General features: G+C 54.3%; 16 protein-coding genes and 1 tRNA gene. 6 read left to right on the forward strand and 11 right to left on the reverse strand.

All coding sequences use genetic code 11. The features are described 5' to 3' along the window. Positions 1–8 precede the first annotated feature (8 nt). From MIB40_RS10735 to MIB40_RS10760, 6 genes are all read right to left on the reverse strand, one after another. Positions 9–647, reverse strand: a complete 639-nt coding sequence (locus MIB40_RS10735) for a 50S ribosomal protein L25/general stress protein Ctc (RefSeq protein WP_249693907.1) — start codon at positions 645–647, stop codon at positions 9–11. A 195-nt stretch (positions 648–842) separates the two neighbouring features. Then, complete coding sequence (locus MIB40_RS10740; RefSeq protein ID WP_249693908.1) at positions 843–1,784, reverse strand: ribose-phosphate pyrophosphokinase; 942 nt, start codon at positions 1,782–1,784, stop codon at positions 843–845. 93 nt (positions 1,785–1,877) lie between these two features. Next, positions 1,878–1,952, reverse strand: a tRNA-Gln gene (locus MIB40_RS10745). A 29-nt stretch (positions 1,953–1,981) separates the two neighbouring features. Then, positions 1,982–2,842, reverse strand: coding sequence for a 4-(cytidine 5'-diphospho)-2-C-methyl-D-erythritol kinase (gene ispE, locus MIB40_RS10750; RefSeq protein WP_249693909.1), 861 nt, complete (start codon positions 2,840–2,842; stop codon positions 1,982–1,984). Between the two features lie 4 nt (positions 2,843–2,846). Then, the gene (gene lolB / locus MIB40_RS10755) at positions 2,847–3,446 is read right to left on the reverse strand and encodes a lipoprotein insertase outer membrane protein LolB (RefSeq protein ID WP_249693911.1); all 600 of its coding nucleotides are present in this window, start codon (positions 3,444–3,446) and stop codon (positions 2,847–2,849) included. A 4-nt stretch (positions 3,447–3,450) separates the two neighbouring features. Then, on the reverse strand, positions 3,451–5,184 hold the full coding sequence (locus MIB40_RS10760; protein ID WP_249693912.1) for a tetratricopeptide repeat protein: 1,734 nt from the start codon (positions 5,182–5,184) through the stop codon (positions 3,451–3,453). 223 nt (positions 5,185–5,407) lie between these two features. Between MIB40_RS10760 and hemA the strand changes: the two genes are divergently transcribed. The 6 genes from hemA to MIB40_RS10790 all read left to right on the forward strand — a co-directional run bounded on the left by hemA (position 5,408) and on the right by MIB40_RS10790 (position 12,762). Next, positions 5,408–6,667, forward strand: coding sequence for a glutamyl-tRNA reductase (hemA, locus tag MIB40_RS10765; protein WP_249693915.1), 1,260 nt, complete (start codon positions 5,408–5,410; stop codon positions 6,665–6,667). 6 nt (positions 6,668–6,673) lie between these two features. Continuing rightward, entirely contained in the window at positions 6,674–7,756 is a 1,083-nt protein-coding gene (gene prfA / locus MIB40_RS10770) for a peptide chain release factor 1 (protein ID WP_249693917.1), read from the forward strand. 4 nt (positions 7,757–7,760) lie between these two features. Beyond that, a complete protein-coding gene (gene prmC, locus MIB40_RS10775) occupies positions 7,761–8,633 on the forward strand; it encodes a peptide chain release factor N(5)-glutamine methyltransferase (RefSeq protein ID WP_249693919.1) in 873 nt (290 codons plus the stop codon). Then, positions 8,630–9,379: a HesA/MoeB/ThiF family protein gene (locus MIB40_RS10780; protein ID WP_249693920.1), complete on the forward strand. Its 750-nt coding sequence runs from the start codon at positions 8,630–8,632 to the stop codon at positions 9,377–9,379. Before prmC ends, MIB40_RS10780 begins: the two co-directional genes overlap by 4 nt. 138 nt (positions 9,380–9,517) lie before the next feature. After that, entirely contained in the window at positions 9,518–10,636 is a 1,119-nt protein-coding gene (locus MIB40_RS10785) for an ABC transporter substrate-binding protein (RefSeq protein WP_249693922.1), read from the forward strand. Continuing rightward, positions 10,636–12,762, forward strand: coding sequence for an EAL domain-containing protein (locus MIB40_RS10790; protein ID WP_249693924.1), 2,127 nt, complete (start codon positions 10,636–10,638; stop codon positions 12,760–12,762). Before MIB40_RS10785 ends, MIB40_RS10790 begins: the two co-directional genes overlap by 1 nt. On the opposite strand, the gene MIB40_RS10795 is transcribed toward MIB40_RS10790, so the two are convergent. The 5 genes from MIB40_RS10795 to MIB40_RS10815 all read right to left on the reverse strand — a co-directional run bounded on the left by MIB40_RS10795 (position 12,733) and on the right by MIB40_RS10815 (position 16,881). Further along, positions 12,733–13,299: a YajG family lipoprotein gene (locus tag MIB40_RS10795; protein ID WP_249693926.1), complete on the reverse strand. Its 567-nt coding sequence runs from the start codon at positions 13,297–13,299 to the stop codon at positions 12,733–12,735. The genes MIB40_RS10790 and MIB40_RS10795 overlap by 30 nt on opposite strands. Positions 13,300–13,318: 19 nt before the next feature. Then, positions 13,319–14,395: a hypothetical protein gene (locus tag MIB40_RS10800; protein WP_249693928.1), complete on the reverse strand. Its 1,077-nt coding sequence runs from the start codon at positions 14,393–14,395 to the stop codon at positions 13,319–13,321. After that, positions 14,388–15,860, reverse strand: coding sequence for an adenylate/guanylate cyclase domain-containing protein (locus tag MIB40_RS10805; protein ID WP_249693930.1), 1,473 nt, complete (start codon positions 15,858–15,860; stop codon positions 14,388–14,390). The genes MIB40_RS10800 and MIB40_RS10805 overlap by 8 nt, the downstream gene beginning before the upstream one ends. A gap of 147 nt (positions 15,861–16,007) precedes the next feature. Further along, positions 16,008–16,304 carry a PA4642 family protein gene (locus tag MIB40_RS10810; protein ID WP_249693932.1) on the reverse strand — a complete coding sequence of 99 codons (297 nt, stop codon included), beginning with the start codon at positions 16,302–16,304 and terminating at the stop codon, positions 16,008–16,010. Between the two features lie 25 nt (positions 16,305–16,329). Further along, positions 16,330–16,881: a hypoxanthine-guanine phosphoribosyltransferase gene (locus tag MIB40_RS10815; protein WP_249693936.1), complete on the reverse strand. Its 552-nt coding sequence runs from the start codon at positions 16,879–16,881 to the stop codon at positions 16,330–16,332. Positions 16,882–16,886 lie beyond the last annotated feature (5 nt).

Genomic DNA, 16,886 nt, shown 5'->3' on the forward strand with positions numbered 1-16,886 from the left:
CCGCGGAATTACTCCTCGGAAGCGCCTTCTGCTTCTTCGCCATCCTCTTCGTCAGAGGCTTCGATCGCGCCGCGAGTAGCCTGTACAGACGCTACAGCGAGGTCGTGGTCGTGGCTAAGCTGTACCAGGCTAACACCCTTAGGTAGCTTAAGGTCGCTCAGGTGAACGATATCACCCAGATCCATGTCGATCATATCGATCTCGATGTATTCAGGCAGGTCGGCTGGCAAGCAACGGATTTCAACCTCAATCAGGTTGTGGGTGATGGCGCCGCCACCCAGTTTAACGCCCTTGGACGCTTCTTCGTTGAGGAAGTGCAGAGGTACGTTAGTGGTCAGTTCCTGATCCGCGCTGACGCGCAGGAAGTCGGCGTGCAGAACAATGGCCTTAGCCGGGTGGCGCTGCAGGTCCTTGAGAATAACTTGCTCTTTGGTGCCAGCAACATCCAGAGTCAGGATGTGAGAGTAGAACGCTTCGTTTTCCAATGCCTTCATCATATCCTTATGAGGTATGGTGATCTGGCTAGGGGCCTTATCACCACCATAGATGATGGCAGGCATCAGGTTGGCGAGGCGACGCAGGCGGCGGCTCGCACCTTTCCCCAGGTCGGTACGCACTTCGGCGTTCAATTCAAATTCGTTAGACATGTGTCTCTCCTAAGTAAATGATCCGAAGCTTTGCGACCAAGCTTCGGCCGGTATCCTCGCTTGCAGGCTGCAAAATCGAGGGCGCGCATCATAGCGTATTTTTTAGTCAGATGCTCGAAAAAAATGCTCTGGTGCAATCACAAAGCCGCCGCGCCAGGACGGTGGCGCAGCGGCTTTGTTTTAAGGGGGATGGCTTTAGCGGAAGATTGCGCTAAGAGATTCCTCATTACTGATACGGCGAACAGATTCACCGATCAGGGGGGACATATCCAGTTGGCGAATACGGTCGCAGGCCTGGCCGGCGGCCGTAAGAGGGATGGTGTTGGTTACGACCAGTTTATCGAGCACTGAATTGTTCAGGTTTTCGATGGCACGACCGGAAAGTACCGGGTGCGTACAGTAGGCGTAAACTTCAGAAGCCCCGCGATCTTTAAGTGCCGCAGCGGCCTGGCACAGCGTGCCGGCGGTATCGACCATGTCATCGACCAGGATACAGGTGCGGTTTTCAACATCACCGATCAGGTGCATGACTTCGGCTTTGTTGGCTTCCGGGCGACGTTTATCGATGATGGCCAGGTCAGTATCCAGCTTTTTGGCCAGGGCGCGAGCTCGAACCACACCGCCGATATCGGGGGAAACGATCATCATGTTCTCGTAATTTTGACGAGAGATGTCGTCGAGCAGAATAGGGGAGCCGTAAATGTTATCAACCGGAATGTTGAAGAAACCCTGGATCTGGTCGGCGTGCAGATCGACGGTTAAAACGCGGTCGATACCCACGCTTTTGATCATATCGGCGATCACTTTGGCACTGATTGGCACTCGGGTCGAACGAGGGCGACGATCTTGTCTGGCATAACCAAAGTAGGGGATTACAGCCGTCACTCGTTGAGCAGATGATCGACGCAAGGCATCGGCCATCACGATCAGCTCCATCAGGTTGTCGTTGGTGGGTGCGCAGGTGGACTGTACGATAAATACATCCTTGCCGCGAACGTTGTCGTTAATTTCTACCGCCACTTCACCGTCGCTGAAACGTCCTACTTTAGCTTCTCCGAGAGGGAGGTGGAGGTGTTCGGTGATGCGTGTAACCAGCTCCGGGTTTGAGTTCCCGGCGAAGATCATCATTTTGGACACGGTGAGTACCTTTGGCGTGCGGATGGATGGCTAAAAGCGCTATGTCTACTCGCCTGCGTCCATAAATAGTAGCAGGCTGGCGACGGTTTGAAATGGCTGGGGTGGCAGGATTCGAACCTACGCATGCTGGGATCAAAACCCAGTGCCTTACCGCTTGGCGACACCCCAGTGGTCGTCGATATACGACGGCGCGAATTTTAAAGGGTTTCGGTTTCTATTTGCAAGCGTTGGTGCAAAAGTGACCGGTTGCAGCCTTGAGCGACAAACCCCTTCATCGGGGCCGGGAGCTGGCTCAGGGCCTGCTGGGCCGCTCGCTCGCTGTCAAAGGGACAAAACAGGCTGGCTCCGGTGCCGGACATGGCGCCAGGCCCGTATTGCCTCAGCCAAGTCAGGCCGTTGTCGACCGCAGGCTTAAGCCGGCGAACCAGGGCTTCACAGTCATTGCGAGTAAGGCCTTGCTGATAGGTTTGTAAGGTTATTGGCGGGCTGTCGCGCCGCAGGTCGGGGTGACCGAAAACTTCTGCGGTGGCGACTTCACAACCGGGCAGCACGATCAGGTACCAGGGGGTAGGCAAGGTCACCGGACTGAGTTGTTCGCCGACACCTTCCGCCCAGCAAGCGTAACCGCCAATAAATACCGGGACATCGGCCCCCAGTTCGAGCCCCAGGGATGCCAACTCTTGCAGCGAGAGCCCGGTACCCCAGAGCTGATTCAAGGCGATCAAGGTCGTTGCTGCATCCGAGCTGCCGCCGCCAAGCCCTCCACCCATAGGAAGATACTTGTTCAGTTGTATACGGGCCCCTTGCTGGCAACCCGTTGCCTGCTGTAGTCGCTGTGCCGCCTGAACAATCAGGTTGCTTGCGTTGGGGACGCCCGGTAGGACAGGGCATAAGTCGATATTGGTATCATCCTGGCTTTCGAAACTCAGACTATCGCCGATATCAAGAAATTGAAACAGGGTTTGCAGTTCATGGTAGCCATCGTTACGACGGCCAGTGATGTGCAGGAACAGGTTGATTTTGGCCGGTGCGGGCAGATCAAGCAGTTGACGAGACATGGGGTTAGCTGCTGGGTTTCCAGTCGTTGATAATAAATGTCAATCGGGCATGGGGGCCTTTGGCAACCAATCGGCCGGGCAGCTGCCACTGCTCAACTTGCTGGTAACGGCCGAAGCTTAGAGACCATTTGCCCTGTTGCATGGAGTCCAGTAGTCCCTGATTATTCAGTCGCGGATCGTTGTTGCCCGGAGCGGGAATGCCTCGTATCCAGTAACCCAAATCGGTAACTGGCAGATCCCAGCCCAGTTCCTGCCGTAATAGCTGCTCAGCGGATTGCGCGAACTGAGTGCCATCATCGGCTGTGCTGAGCGAGATTCCGCGTGGAGAGCCCTGGATAATGGCCAGTGTCTGACCAATAACGGTGGCTATACGAATCCGGTAATAGTCACCCTGTTGTTCCCAGTTCAGGTAGAGCGAATCGCTGCGCTCGGCGGTGCGGATGCCTAATTTTCCGGACAGTTGCCATTTTTGCAGGCTTGCCATCTGGTGTTGATGGATTTGCCAGTACTGCACCTGTTCTTGAGGTGAAAGGGGGGCTTTTGCAGGCTGCAGGGTTGCGCAGCCCGTTAGTACTAGCAGGATTAAGGGGATAATAAGTCGCATGGGATTAGCTCGGATTCAGGCGTTCCATAACCGCTTTCAGCAGTTCGCTTTCGGGGTGCTGTTGCAGGGCTTCTTCCCAAAGCTGAAGGGCTTCCTGCTGGCGGCCTTGCATCCACAGCACTTCAACCAGGTGCGCAGAAATTTCATGGTCTGGCATCATGGCATAGGCTTGCTGCAGTAGTTCCAGCGCTCGATCGTAATTGCCCAGCCGAAACTCAACCCAGCCCATGCTATCGATTACTGCCGGATCGTCGGGGTTAAGTTGCATGGCTTTGCGAATTAGCTCGGCGGCTTCCTCGTAGCGCGTGGTGCGATCGGCCAGGGTATAACCCAGGGCGTTGAGTGCTACGGCGTTTTCCGGGTCGATGCCAAGAATGGTACGAAGGTCCTGTTCCAGCTTATCGAGATCGTCATTTTTCTCGGCAAGCATCGCCCGAGCGTAAAGCAGGCTGATGTTGCGGGGGTAAACTTTCAGGGCTTCGCTGAGGGTCTTGTCGGCTTCGTCGTACTCCCGTTCATCGATCAGGACTTCGGATTCGAGCAGGTAGAGCTGAATGCGCAGTTCGGGGCGTTGGTCCCGTGCCTGGCGCAGGTGCTTTTGCGCTTGTGGTAATTGTTCCCGATCGGCCAGTAGCTGGCTGAGATGGGTGTAGGCAGGCAGGAATTCATTGCCGGATTTAACCTGCAGGTAATGATCCCGTGCTGTTTGCCAATCATCCCGGGATTCGGCTAATCGGCCAAGATAATAATGGGCAGTGTCGCCCCGTTCGCCTTGTTCCAGCAACAGGTTAAGGTAATTTTCGGCTTCGTTCGGTTGCTCGCCTTCCAGCGCCGTTAGCGCGATTGACAGGGTCAGGTCGCTGTCATTTGGAGAGCGTTCATGCAGTGTTTTGAATTCCGCCAAGGCTTGTTGGGTTTGCCCCAGACCCAACAATACGCGACCGTAAAGTAATCTCAGGCGTTGATCTTGAGGATGGGATTTCAGCGCGCCTTGCAGCTCTTTGGCGGCCTCATTATCGCGTCCGATACGGTGTAAAATTCGGCTTTGGTGCAGCAGGCCATTTCTGCTCTCCGGCTCTTGATCGAGTAGCTTTTGGAGCTGTTCAAGGGCCTCGTCATATTGCTGCTCATGCTCTAGTAGCAGTGCTCTGGCAAGCATCAGCTGCGTATTGTCCGGAAACCTTTGGGCGCTGGTATCAATCACTGACAGAAGAGCTTTCAGTTGCCTTGGTGGGAGTGATTCGGCCCGGGCGGCGAGCAGGTCAAAATGAGTTTCCCCTCCCATCTCCAGTACTCGTTGCATCAGATCGGCCGCTTCATTCAGCGATTCGACATGGGCCAGCTCCAGGGCATAGGTTTGCAGTGCCTGGCGGTTATCCGGGTCGGTTTCGGCCCAGATGCGGGCCGCTTCCAGTGCGGCCTGGCGGGCGCCAATGTAGTGAGCGATGCGCAGGGCGCGTTCGGCGACACCAGGGTCGCGGGTATTGTGGGCTTGTTCCAGGTAGTTGCCCAGACTGAGATCAAGGCGCTCACGATTGCCGGCAAGCTCAGCAACCATTAATGCGTACAGGGTGTCCTTGTGAAATGAGGCCTCGGGGGCTTTCTGGACTGTGCTCGGGGCGTTTTTGGCTTGAGTTGCTGGGGCTGAATTATCGGTATCGATTGATGTGGTAACGCATCCGGCCAGTAATAGTGGGGCTATAAGGCCGTTGAATGCGCGAAGTCGACATGGGGTCATGTGGATGTATTCAGCCTGTTTGGTTAAACAAAGGGATAATCACATAATGACACAAGCGAAAAGCTAAACCCATACTTGCATCAATGAGGTGATAGATAGGGCTGCTGAATTATGGGGTTGTTATTGAAGTTGACGGCTATCCGTAGGAAAATTCACCACTTTTCTCCCATGGCCTTTTAAATGAAGCGGAGCTTCAGCCAGGGCAGGTGATAAACGGGAAGGTATGGGTTTTCTAGCGATAGGCATTAATCATAAGACGGCATCGATTGCAGTACGCGAGAAGGTCTCTTTTGCTCCGGAGCAGATGGTTGAAGCTCTGGGCCAGGTTCGGGAGTTGTCCCAAGTATCTGGGGTGGCCATCCTTTCTACCTGCAACCGTACGGAACTCTACTGCAGCACCCTGAAGAACGATCACCAGGTGTTACTCGAATGGCTGGCGAACTATCACAGCCTCAGTGTCGAGGATCTGGAGCAATGCAGCTATATTCACCGTGATTCAGAAGCGGTCAGGCATATGATGAGGGTGGCCAGCGGCCTGGATTCCATGGTGCTGGGTGAACCCCAGATTCTGGGGCAACTTAAATCCAGTTTTGCGGTGGCCAGAGAGGCCAACAGCGTGGGCGCGGAATTAGGCCGCCTGTTCCAGAATACCTTCACCATGGCCAAGCAGGTCCGGACTCATACCTCCATCGGGGAAAACCCGGTCTCGGTCGCCTATGCCGCCGTCAGTCTGGGCAAGCAGATCTTTGCCGATATGTCCCGCAGCAGCGCACTGTTGATTGGCGCCGGTGAAACCATTGAACTGGTGGCGCGTCACCTGCGAGAAGCCGGTGTGGATAGAATCGTCGTCGCCAATCGCACCCTGGAGCGTGCCAAGCGGCTGGCCCAGGAATTTGATGCACACGCCATATTGCTTTCAGATATGCCCGACCACCTGGTTGATGCGGATATTGTGATCGCCTCGACCGCGAGCCAGTTGCCGATATTGGGCAAGGGTGCAGTAGAGCGTGCGCTGAAGAAGCGCAAGCGTCGACCTATGTTTATGGTCGATATTGCCGTGCCACGGGATATTGAACCCGAAGTCGGTGAGTTGGCGGATATTTACCTGTATACCGTCGATGACCTTCACGAGGTGGTCGAAGAGAACCAGAAAAGTCGCCAGAAAGCTGCGGAGTCGGCCGAATTGATGGTCGACAGCGGTGTCGAGGTATTTGAAACTCGCCAGCGGGAGATGGACGGGGTTGAAGTGCTTAAGGCCCTGCGGCAACAGGCCGAAACAGTAAAACGCGAGGAGCTGGATAAGGCGCTGAAACAGTTGCAAAAAGGCGCATCGGCTGAAGATGTGCTGCAACAGCTAGCGCGTTCGTTGACCAATAAAATGGTTCACAGTCCCAGTATCCAGATCAAGAAAGCAAGCGCCGAGGGGCGCACGGAGCTGGTGGAATGGACCCAACAGCTGTTCCAGTTAGATCTCCAGGATTAAGTCATTATGAAAGCATCTATTGTCAGCAAGCTTGAAGGCTTGCGTGATCGTTATGAAGAGCTGGCAGCCTTGATGTCAGACCCGGAAGTGATTTCCGACCAGGACAAGTTTCGCAAGTTTTCCAAGGAATATGCCGAGCTCGAACCGGTGGTGCAGTGCTTTGCACGCTATTCACAGGTAGCCGATGACCTGGAGGAAGCCAGGCTACTGTTAGAAGACGGTGATGACGAAATGCGCGAAATGGCGCAGGAAGAGATCGCCGGCGGTAAAGCCCAGCTTGAGGATCTGGAAACGGAGTTGCAAAAGCTGTTATTGCCCAAGGATCCCAATGATAGCCACAACACCTTCCTGGAGATTCGGGCCGGCACCGGTGGCGATGAGGCTGCTATCTTTGCCGGCGATCTGTTTCGCATGTATTCACGTTATGCCGAGCGCCGCAACTGGAAGGTGGAAGTGATCAGCGCCAATGAAGGGGAGCATGGCGGTTATCGTGAAATCATCAGCCGGATCGTAGGTGGTGATGTCTACGGGCGTTTAAAGTTTGAGTCCGGAGCTCATCGGGTCCAGCGAGTGCCGGAAACCGAGTCCCAAGGACGAATTCATACCTCCGCCTGCACCGTTGCGGTCATGCCAGAGCCGGAAGAGACCGATGATGTCGAAATCAACAAGGGGGATTTGCGGGTGGATACCTTCCGAGCCTCCGGAGCCGGCGGTCAGCACGTTAACAAAACCGACTCGGCCATTCGTTTGACCCACTTGCCCACGGGCATTGTCGTGGAATGCCAGGATGAGCGTTCGCAGCACAAGAACCGGGCCAAGGCGATGGCCCTGTTGTCCGCGCGCATTAACAGTGTGGCGGATGAGGCGGCGCGTAAGGAGGTGGCTGACCAGCGACGTAGCCTGGTCGGTAGTGGCGATCGCTCCGAACGCATTCGAACCTATAACTACCCCCAGGGGCGAGTGACCGACCACCGTATCAATCTCACTCTGTATAAATTGCCTGAAATTATGGAAGGTGATGCGGACTCGGTGATCGAAGCCTTGCTGCAAGAGCATCAGATGGACCTGTTGGCGACGCTGTCGGAATAATCGGGTGAGCGTCACCATTGCCCAGTTACTGACCAGCGATCATGGCCTTGAGCGGATCAGCGATACCGCTCGACTGGACCTGGAACTGTTGCTCTGTGCCGCGCTCGAATGCGAACGTAGCTACCTCTTTACCTGGCCTGAAAAGGTCCTGACAGTGACCCAGCTTGAGGCATTGGATGGTTTCCTGGCGCGCCGGCGAGAAGGTGAGCCTGTTGCCCATATCATCGGTAAGCAGGGGTTTTGGTCGTTAGACTTGAATGTCGATGCGTCCACTTTGATACCGCGGCCTGAGACCGAATTATTGGTCGAGCTGGCGTTAGAGTTATTACCGAATACTGCCTGTCGCGTGGCGGATCTGGGTACCGGCAGTGGTGCCATTGCATTGGCCCTGGCCTCGGAGCGACCCGAATGGACTCTGGTTGGGGTGGATCGGATTGAGGCGGCGGTAACTCTTGCCCGGCATAACGCCAAACGACTCGATATCGACAATGTAGTCTTTGTTCAGGGCAGCTGGTGTGATGCCCTGGATGGAGAATCATTCGATATGATTTTGAGTAATCCTCCCTATATCGATCCAAAGGACCCTCATCTGCAGCGAGGGGATGTGCGTTTTGAGCCGAGATCGGCGCTGGTGGCGCAAGAATCTGGCCTGTCCGATATCCGCCAGATCAGTAAACAGGCACGGCAGTGGTTATGTCCGGGCGGTTGGCTGTTGTTTGAGCATGGATTTGAACAGGCGGCCGCGGTGCGAGACCTGATGCAGGCTCTGGGCTATGGTGACATTGAAACCCTGCAGGATCTGGCTGGCCAGGATCGGGTTACCCGAGGGCGGTGGGCGCCAGCGACAACAGTGTGCAAACCGGGAGATTCAATATGATGAATGATGAGCAGTTGCTGCGTTACAGTCGCCAGATCATGATGCCGGAGATCGAGATAGCGGGGCAGGAAAAGCTGCTCTCCAGCCGAGTCTTGGTCATTGGCATGGGTGGGCTCGGTTGCCCTGTGGCGATCTATCTGGCCGCCGCCGGGGTGGGCGAGCTAAGGCTGGTCGACGATGATCAGGTCGAGTTGACGAATTTGCAGCGACAGATTGCCCATTTTGAGTCCGATGTCGGCAGTGCCAAGGTTGATTCGGCAGCCCGAACTCTTGGGCAAATCAATTCCGGGATCAACGTCAGTACGCTTTGTGCGCGGTTGGACGGCGAGGCGCTTGATGCAGAAGTCGCCGCCGCGGATCTGGTGGTGGATGCGACCGATAATTTTGCGACCCGGTTTGCTATCAATCGAGCCTGTGTCAATAGCCAAACCCCCTTGGTTTCCGGGGCTGCGATCGGCTTGTCGGGCCAGATATCGGTGTTCGATCCGCGAGATGAGGCTTCTCCCTGTTACCGTTGTTTGTATCGGGAAGAGGGCGTGGAGGAACAAAGCTGCGCACGCACCGGCGTGTTGGCACCTGTTGTCGGTATGATCGGCACCATGCAGGCGCTCGAGGCAGTCAAGATGCTAACGGGGTTGGGTGAGTCCCTCTGCGGAAGGCTATTGATTCTGGATGCTGCTACCAGCAGCTGGCGTGAACTAAGGTTACGAAGGGATCCTGCCTGTCCCTGCTGCGGCGATGGTTAACGGTCCCAATTGTCGCTGGCTCAAATCATAAATTTGACCAGCATCACATATTGGCGCCAATATGTTGGAATAATGTCAGATTATTAACAGTTGGCCGGATCCCCAACCTATTTTTTGATTATGGGTAATTGTATTTTAATGGAATATCGATGCTCTTTTGCGCTGGTCTGGGTGTTTGCCGGGCTGATGCTGTCAGGTGGTTGTGCCTCTCTGCCAGGCTTTAACGATGATGATGCGCCTCCCCCACAAGTGATCGATCGCAGTAAGAAACCCGCCAAGGTAGCCAGTAAATCACCAGCACGTTCTGCAACGAAAGCACCCAGCAAACCCAAAACCTCTTCGAGTAAGTCAAGCACGGTGGTCAAGGATGTACCGGCCAAGGCGAGCGCTAAGCCCAAGCCAGAAACTAATGATCGCAGTGACGGGCTGCCCTCCGTCGCGGTCCTGGTGAGTGCCGAAATTCCTGCAATGACGACAGTGGCCGAACGAATAAAGGCCCGTTTGGGATATCGTGCGCAAATTTATGCCCTCAAGGGGGATGCGCAATATGCCGCTACCCTGGCTAAACAGCTTGCTGTGCAAAAGAATATTCAGGTGGTCGCTATCGGACTGTTGGCGGCTAAAGCCAGCAAGACGATCCCCCACCCTCAGGTGTTCTCACAGGTGTTTAATTTTTCAGAATTCGGATTGCTGCGTGACGGCCGGCGCGGGGTTAATATCTTGCCGCCCGCCGATCAGGTGTTTTCTTTCTGGCGTAAGTTGAGCCCGGGTCTCAGGGTGGTTGCGGTCGCCACGGGTCCCAATCAATCCCTGACGGTTAACCGGTTGCAGCAGGGAGCTCGGCTATCGGGAATACGCCTGCATCATATTGAGGTGCGTTCGGACAAAGAGCTGGTCTATGCCCTCAAGCAGGTCGAAGAGGCCCAGGGTATTTGGCTATTGCCGGATAATCGTGTGCTAAGCCGGTCGGTGATTAGGGAGCTGATGAATTACACGGTGAAGAATGGCAAGCAGTTGGCGGTCTTTTCTCCCCAGCTGCTGGAAGCGGGGGCGTTACTCAGTTTTTCGACCAACAGCGTCGATGTCTCGGAGCGTATTCTGGAGCAGTTACGGTTATTGCGGCAGGAAGAGGATCTATCAAGTCAGCTGGTTTCCTTGAAAGGCGGGGAGATGAAGATCAACTCAGTCGTGGCGTCGAGGCTAGGGATACGGATTCCGGCAACGCTTAAATCCCATATTCATAATCGGATTCCCTGATGTTGGGAGTCAGGCCGAAGCGGCCTCAAACAGGTTGGAGCCGAGCGCTGTTTCGCCCCAGCTTGATCGGTCGAATCCTGATGGTCTTGTTGATATGGGGTGGCGTTTTCTTTGTTCTCTCGGTGGGCGTTGGTTGGTATACGGCTCAGGAGGCCCTGGAGCATAATGCTCGCCATCAGGCGCTCGATGTTGCCACCAAGCTCGATGAGCTGGGAACGCCCCTGTATACCACCGCCGGGGGCAATGGTTTGCTCAGGGGTGCCTTCAGCAGTATCACAGATCTGGTCTATGTACGTTATTACAGTGCGTCAGGTAAGGAGTTGATGGCGCAATATCTGCGAGATGACGTGCAACTCAAAGACCTTCCTCCTCTGAGTTATGCCCAGTTGCTGCAATTGGGGGACATCACAGGCGATAAGCCCCACCTTGTTGCTCCCTTTCCTGCTTCGGGCTCTGTGGTGCGAATGGTGTCACCCATCTGGATTCGTTCGCTGAGCGACGACGGCTTACTGGCATTTGATATGGAGGATGTCGGTGAAAAGGTTCAACTGATCGGGTTTATGGACTACGCCCTGGATTACTCGCTGTATCAGCAACAGCTGTGGCAGAAAATTGGTCAGGGTGGCTTGTTGCTGGCATTGGGTTTTTTGATCTCATTGCTGGTGGCTCGCTGGGTCATAACGAATACCTTGCGTCCCCTGGCGCAGCTGAAAGAACCCCTGCAGCGCCTGGCCGACGGTGAGATTAATCAACCGCTGCGCAGTGAAGAATTGCTGGAGCTGCAGCCCATCACCCGGGCTATGAATCATGCGATTGAGAGCCTTCAGGACCGGGACGTGGAGCTCAAACGTATGGCATCGATCGACCCGCTCACCGGGTTACTGAGCCGGGCCACCTTTTCCTCCCGGCTCGACGCCATCGTCGAGCAGATGGGGGATTGCGTTCTGTTGTTTGTCGATCTGGATAATTTCAAAGCGGTTAATGATCGCTTGGGCCATGCGGCTGGCGACCGTTTGTTGGTTGAGGTGGCCGGACTACTGACCCGTTCGGTGCCAATGGAAGCTCTGGTCGGGCGCTATGGTGGCGATGAGTTTTGTGTCCTGTTACCCAACACTGACCAGACCGAAGGTGTTGATATCGCCGAGGCAATCATTCGCGCGTTTCGAGATTATGAGTTTTATCTGGGAGCCCAGGATTTTAAAATTTATTGCAGTATCGGGGTAGCGGCCTGTCGTGAGGGGGGAGCCGAACAGTTGTGGAGTCTGGCAGACAAGGCCTGCTTCAAGGCTAAATCTCTGGGCAGAAATCGCTATCACGTCAGCGATAGTATGGATTCACAATCCCAGGAACAGGTGCGTTGGGCTGAGATGTTACGTGATGCCCTGAGCCATGACCGCCTTGAGATGCTGTTCCAGCCTGTAGTCGATACTCGCAGCCAGAAACTGGTGCAATACGAGCTTTTGTTACGTTTACGCCATGGAGAGCAACTCTATCCTCCCAGCCTGTTTTTCCCTGTGGCGGAACGTTTGGGCATGATGCTGGATATTGATCGATGGGTACTCGAACGCGGCTTGTCCAGCGCGGCGAGCATGGCTCAGGAACGTTCCGGCGTTTCCCTCCGAATCAATTTGTCGGCCCATATCATCGAGGATGACCTGTTAGTACCCCGCTTAAGAGAAACCCTGAAAACTGCCGGGTTGGCGCCGGAGCGGCTGATTTTTGAAGTCTCTGAAAGCATCTTGATGCACAATCTGGCGACGGTGGTGCCGGTACTGGAAAAGCTACGAGCGCTGGGGTGCCAGCTCTCCGTGGATAATTTTGCCATGGGACTGCGATCGTTCCAGACGCTTAAATCCTTACCGATCAGCTATTTGAAGTTAGCGGGAGATTTTGTTGATGGGTGGGAGCAGCTTGATGAAGTGGGCTGTGCCATGGTGAAGTCGATTCGTGAGCTGGCACTCGCCAGTGGCCAGCAACTCATAGCGGATAACCTGTCGTCAGAACGCGACTTGCAATTGTTACAGAAGCTGGGCGTGCCCTTTGCCCAGGGGCGCTTTGTCGGCGCCCCCGTTGGTTTACAATCGGCAAATATGGCGTCAGGGAGTGGAGAGGAAATCGAGCAGTGAGCGATCGCTGAGCATACGGCTCAGGGCGCTATTCACCACTTCATTGATCAGCATTTCATTTTTCTCTTCGTCCGGAGCGCTGACTACCCGGTGTTGGCTTTGTGCCTGGTACTGGCCTCGGTAGGTACGATTGCCTTTGATGATCTCAACCCTCAGACCGGCGTCAAGGTCCACCTGGGTTACATAGCTTCCGTCGGGGACTCGATAGTTGAGTTCCTCGAGGAAAATATTGAAGGTCAGTAATGGGTTCTGGTTATCAATTTCCAGCCCAAAGCTCTGTAGTACCCGTTCGGCTTCGCGGCTAATACTCTCATTGAAGTCGTTCGCCAGTGTCAGTTTGCTGGAGTTGGCATAGGCCCCACCGCGTGAACCCAGTACCTTGTTATTGCGACCATCAAAAACTGTCACTGCGACCGAGCCTCGAAGGTAGGGGGCTTCCTTGGCAGGGGTAATTTCCGGGTTCAGGTTGACTTGCTGAGGGCTAAGAGCGCAGCCACCGGCCAGTAGGGATAGCAGGATTAAAATAGACAGTCGCATCGCAGGTCTCCAATGAGGGTTACTGACTTTGTTGCAGGGTTTTCAGTTTGCGCGTGAAACGTTCCGCACGTTGAATTTGATCCTGTAATTTCAGGTTGTCGGGCTGTAAGGGTAGCAGAGGTTGCCAGGTCGTCAGGGCCTGTTCAATTTGTCCATTGCTGTAGGCTTCGGCCCCTAAATGCATCTGTTGTTCGACATACTCTTCGATGTCGGCTTCCAGTTCCAGGCGGGTGCTAATCAAGTGGCTGCTGTCCGGGCTAAGTGATTCTTGTTGGTCGAGAAGATGGCGTGCCTGTATATAATCTTGTTGTTTGAGGGCGGTTTTGTACTGTTGTTCGAGGGATGATAGTTGTTGTTGCGTTCGACGGTCGGACGCGTTTTTATTGCGTTTATTAAGTTGTTGGTAGCGCTTGCTTAGCAGTTCGAGAGACTTGGCTGATATGTGTTTTGGCCGAATGCCCTGGGCCAGTTTGAGGCATCTCTGACCATGGGTAAAATTGGTGAACTCGAGCCCGTCTTCGGCGCACTGGTGCAGAAAACTATAGAGCGTTTGCTGTTGTTGTTGCAGCGTTTCCAGCTCTTTCTTGTAGTCATCCCGTTGCGGATTACTTCTTGCCAATTCCTCGAACAGCTGCAGTCGTCGTTTAAGGGTAGAGGCCTCGATCAGTTTCAGTTGGTGGCGCAGTTTGGTGTTGTATATCTGACGTTGCATCCAGATATTATCGTAGCTCTGTTTCAGTTGGCCCTGGTCGGGATTCCCATCCAGAGCTTGCTGGTACAGCTCTAGCGCTGCTTGCCATTGGCGCTTGCGAGTCAGGGCGTTAGCTTCGTTTATGGTGCGGTGGATATATTTTTTCTGTGCGGTGCGCAATTGGGATTCCCGCTGTTCGTAGGCATCCCGATGCGGGTGAGCCGCTGGTAGTTGTTCGATGGCTTCGATCGCTTTCTGGTACTGATTGGACGATTCCCAGGCGTCGAGTTGATCATCGAGTTGGCCGGTCTGTATATAGTATTGGGCGCAGCCCGTTAGCAGACTGATGGTCAAAACCAGCAACAGAGCCGGATGGAGCGAACCTGGTGACAGGGGTTTAGTCATCGTGTTGGCTGCCATAGATCAAATCATCGATTAGGGCACTGATAGCCTGGCGTTGGGAATCACTCATGCCGGTGACGAGGTAGGTATCGACGGGTTCGGTTTTACCACGAATACGAATCGCGTTTTGAATCTTGACCTGTACTCGTTCTTTGATGCTCGGGTGGTGATAGATATCGGCGGGAATGACAATTTGATCGGCTTCGGCCTCACCACAGAGGCGGGAAGCCAGGTTGACCGAGTCTCCGACGACGGTGTATTCCATTCGCTCACTGGTGCCCAGTAATCCTGCTTGCATGGTGCCACAGTTGATACCGATACGAACATGAATACCGGGTTTGTTCTTGGCAGAACGGGCGATATTGAGTTCTTCCACCAAACGCTGCAAACCGACGGCATAAGAGATAGCGTGGAAGCGATGCTCTGAATCCTCTTCTGGTACGCCGAATATAACCATGGCCGCATCACCAATAAATTTATCCACGGTGCCGTAATAGTATTTACTCAATTTGTAGAAGTAACCATAGTACTCGTTGAGTAATTCGGCGACCTGTTCGGGATCCATCTGCTCCGACATTTTAGTAAAACCGACGATGTCGGCGAACAGCACGGTCGCCTCTACTCGCTTGTTGGTCAGCGCAACCTGATCCAGGCTTTCGATCATCTGGGAGGCGATTGTCGGGGATACAAAGCGGGAGAAAACTTGCTCGAGTTGTGATTTTTCCACCATCGCCTGTCCCATCTCGTTGACGCCATCAAGCAGGTAGGCAATCTCATCGGTGTGTCGCCGTTGCTCGTCGTGACGTGCCTTGCCCAGCGCCTGGGCCGTCGCATCCACCAGGGTGTTGATGGGGTTGCTCAAATGTTTACCCATAACGACCGCCAGCAAGGTGGAAAGGCCGGACAGGATCAAGGCGACGATGAGTGTGCTGCTCAGGGAGCTACGAATGACGCCAAATAACTGAATTCGGCTGAAGGCCACTTCGGCATAACCAGCGGTAACTCCTTTGAAGCGAATCGGGGCAATAAACGCCGAGAGTTCATTGTGGCTGTTATCTTTCCAGCGGAAACGAAAGAGTTGGTTGTCCTTGGGTTTCGCATTGACAGTTCGGCGCAACTCATCGGTAAGTCGACCGCCGCTGGTCTGACCCTGTTGCATTAACAGATCACCTTTTTCATTGTACAGTGCGACGCCCTGAATATCGGGTTGCTCGGTCAGGTTGGCTATGGTCAAGCGAAGGCTTAGGTGGTCGTCGGTGAACAGGGGTTCCTGAGCTGCGGCCGCCAATTGCCGAACGATAGTGGTCGCGTATCCGGAAATTTGTTTGTTGAGCAGTTGTGACTGTTGATTGGCGTTGATAGAGACCAGCAACGCCAGGGATAAAAACGTGCAGAGGGTAATAGCCACCGCCATACGGTAAGCAATGGGTAAACGAATGATCGAGGTGGTTGTGTGCGGCGTATCCAAGGCGATTCCGTCAGAGGGTGGCCCGTCACAGGTTGAACAGGATGCCTTAGAGTAACGCTGAAACCGCTAGCAATAAAGAGTAGCGATTTCAGTCGGAGTTATTTCGTCGATAAATGAGTGCTAATCAGCATTGGCCTAAGCATTGAGCTAGGCCTTGGCTCCGGCGTTGATCAGTATCTCGCGATAGGGAGCGGCTTGTTCGTGTGTTTTCAGCACGGACAGGAAAGGGGTGCCTTGATTATCCTCGGCGTCGACGCTGTGTCCTGCGGCGCAATAAAACTGGATAAACCGGGCAAAATCATCGGCGCGCAGCGCGCGATAGGCTCGAGTCAGGAGATGAAAATCGTCGACCTCGCCATTCTCGTTGCGCAGGTCGAGCATGCCTTTGATGCGATCGTCACTGAGCTCTTCACCGATAACTTTTTGTTTGTCTTTATGCAACATGGAGAATTCCTTAATTGACAGGTGCTTAGTGGCCTTTAAGGGCGAAAATACCAGGAGCGTTACGCCAGTAGCCCTTGTAATCAAGGCCGTAGCCGAAAATAAAGCGATCTTCGATCTCCAGTGCCGCAAAATCGGGCTTCATGCCTGGTATGGCTTTACGTTCGTGCAATTTGTCGACCAGTACAGCTGTCAGGACCTCTTCAGCGCCCAGACTGCGGCAATGCTCAACCACTTCCACCAGGGTGTGACCTTCATCGAGGATGTCATCGACCACCAGGATGGTGCGGCCTGCCATCGAGTGGGTGGGGCGAACCAGCCAGTCGAGTTTGCCGCCGGTGGTTTGATCCCGGTAGCGGGTAGCATGCATGTAGCCCGCTTGCAGGGGGAATTCCAGGTGCGTAAGCAACTTGCCACCGGTGACCAGACCGCCGTTCATAATGGTATAAATCAGCGGATCAGCATCTTTCAGGCGGGCCGTGATCTCTGTGGCCATCTTCGCCAATGCAGTCTCGACCTGGTCATTGGTATAAATGCAGTCAGCTTCTGCATAGACCTGTTTGATTTCATTGAGATCGATGGACA

Origin of the sequence: Aestuariirhabdus haliotis (genome assembly GCF_023509475.1) — a bacterium.
GTDB classification, from domain to species: Bacteria; Pseudomonadota; Gammaproteobacteria; order Pseudomonadales; family Aestuariirhabdaceae; genus Aestuariirhabdus; species Aestuariirhabdus haliotis.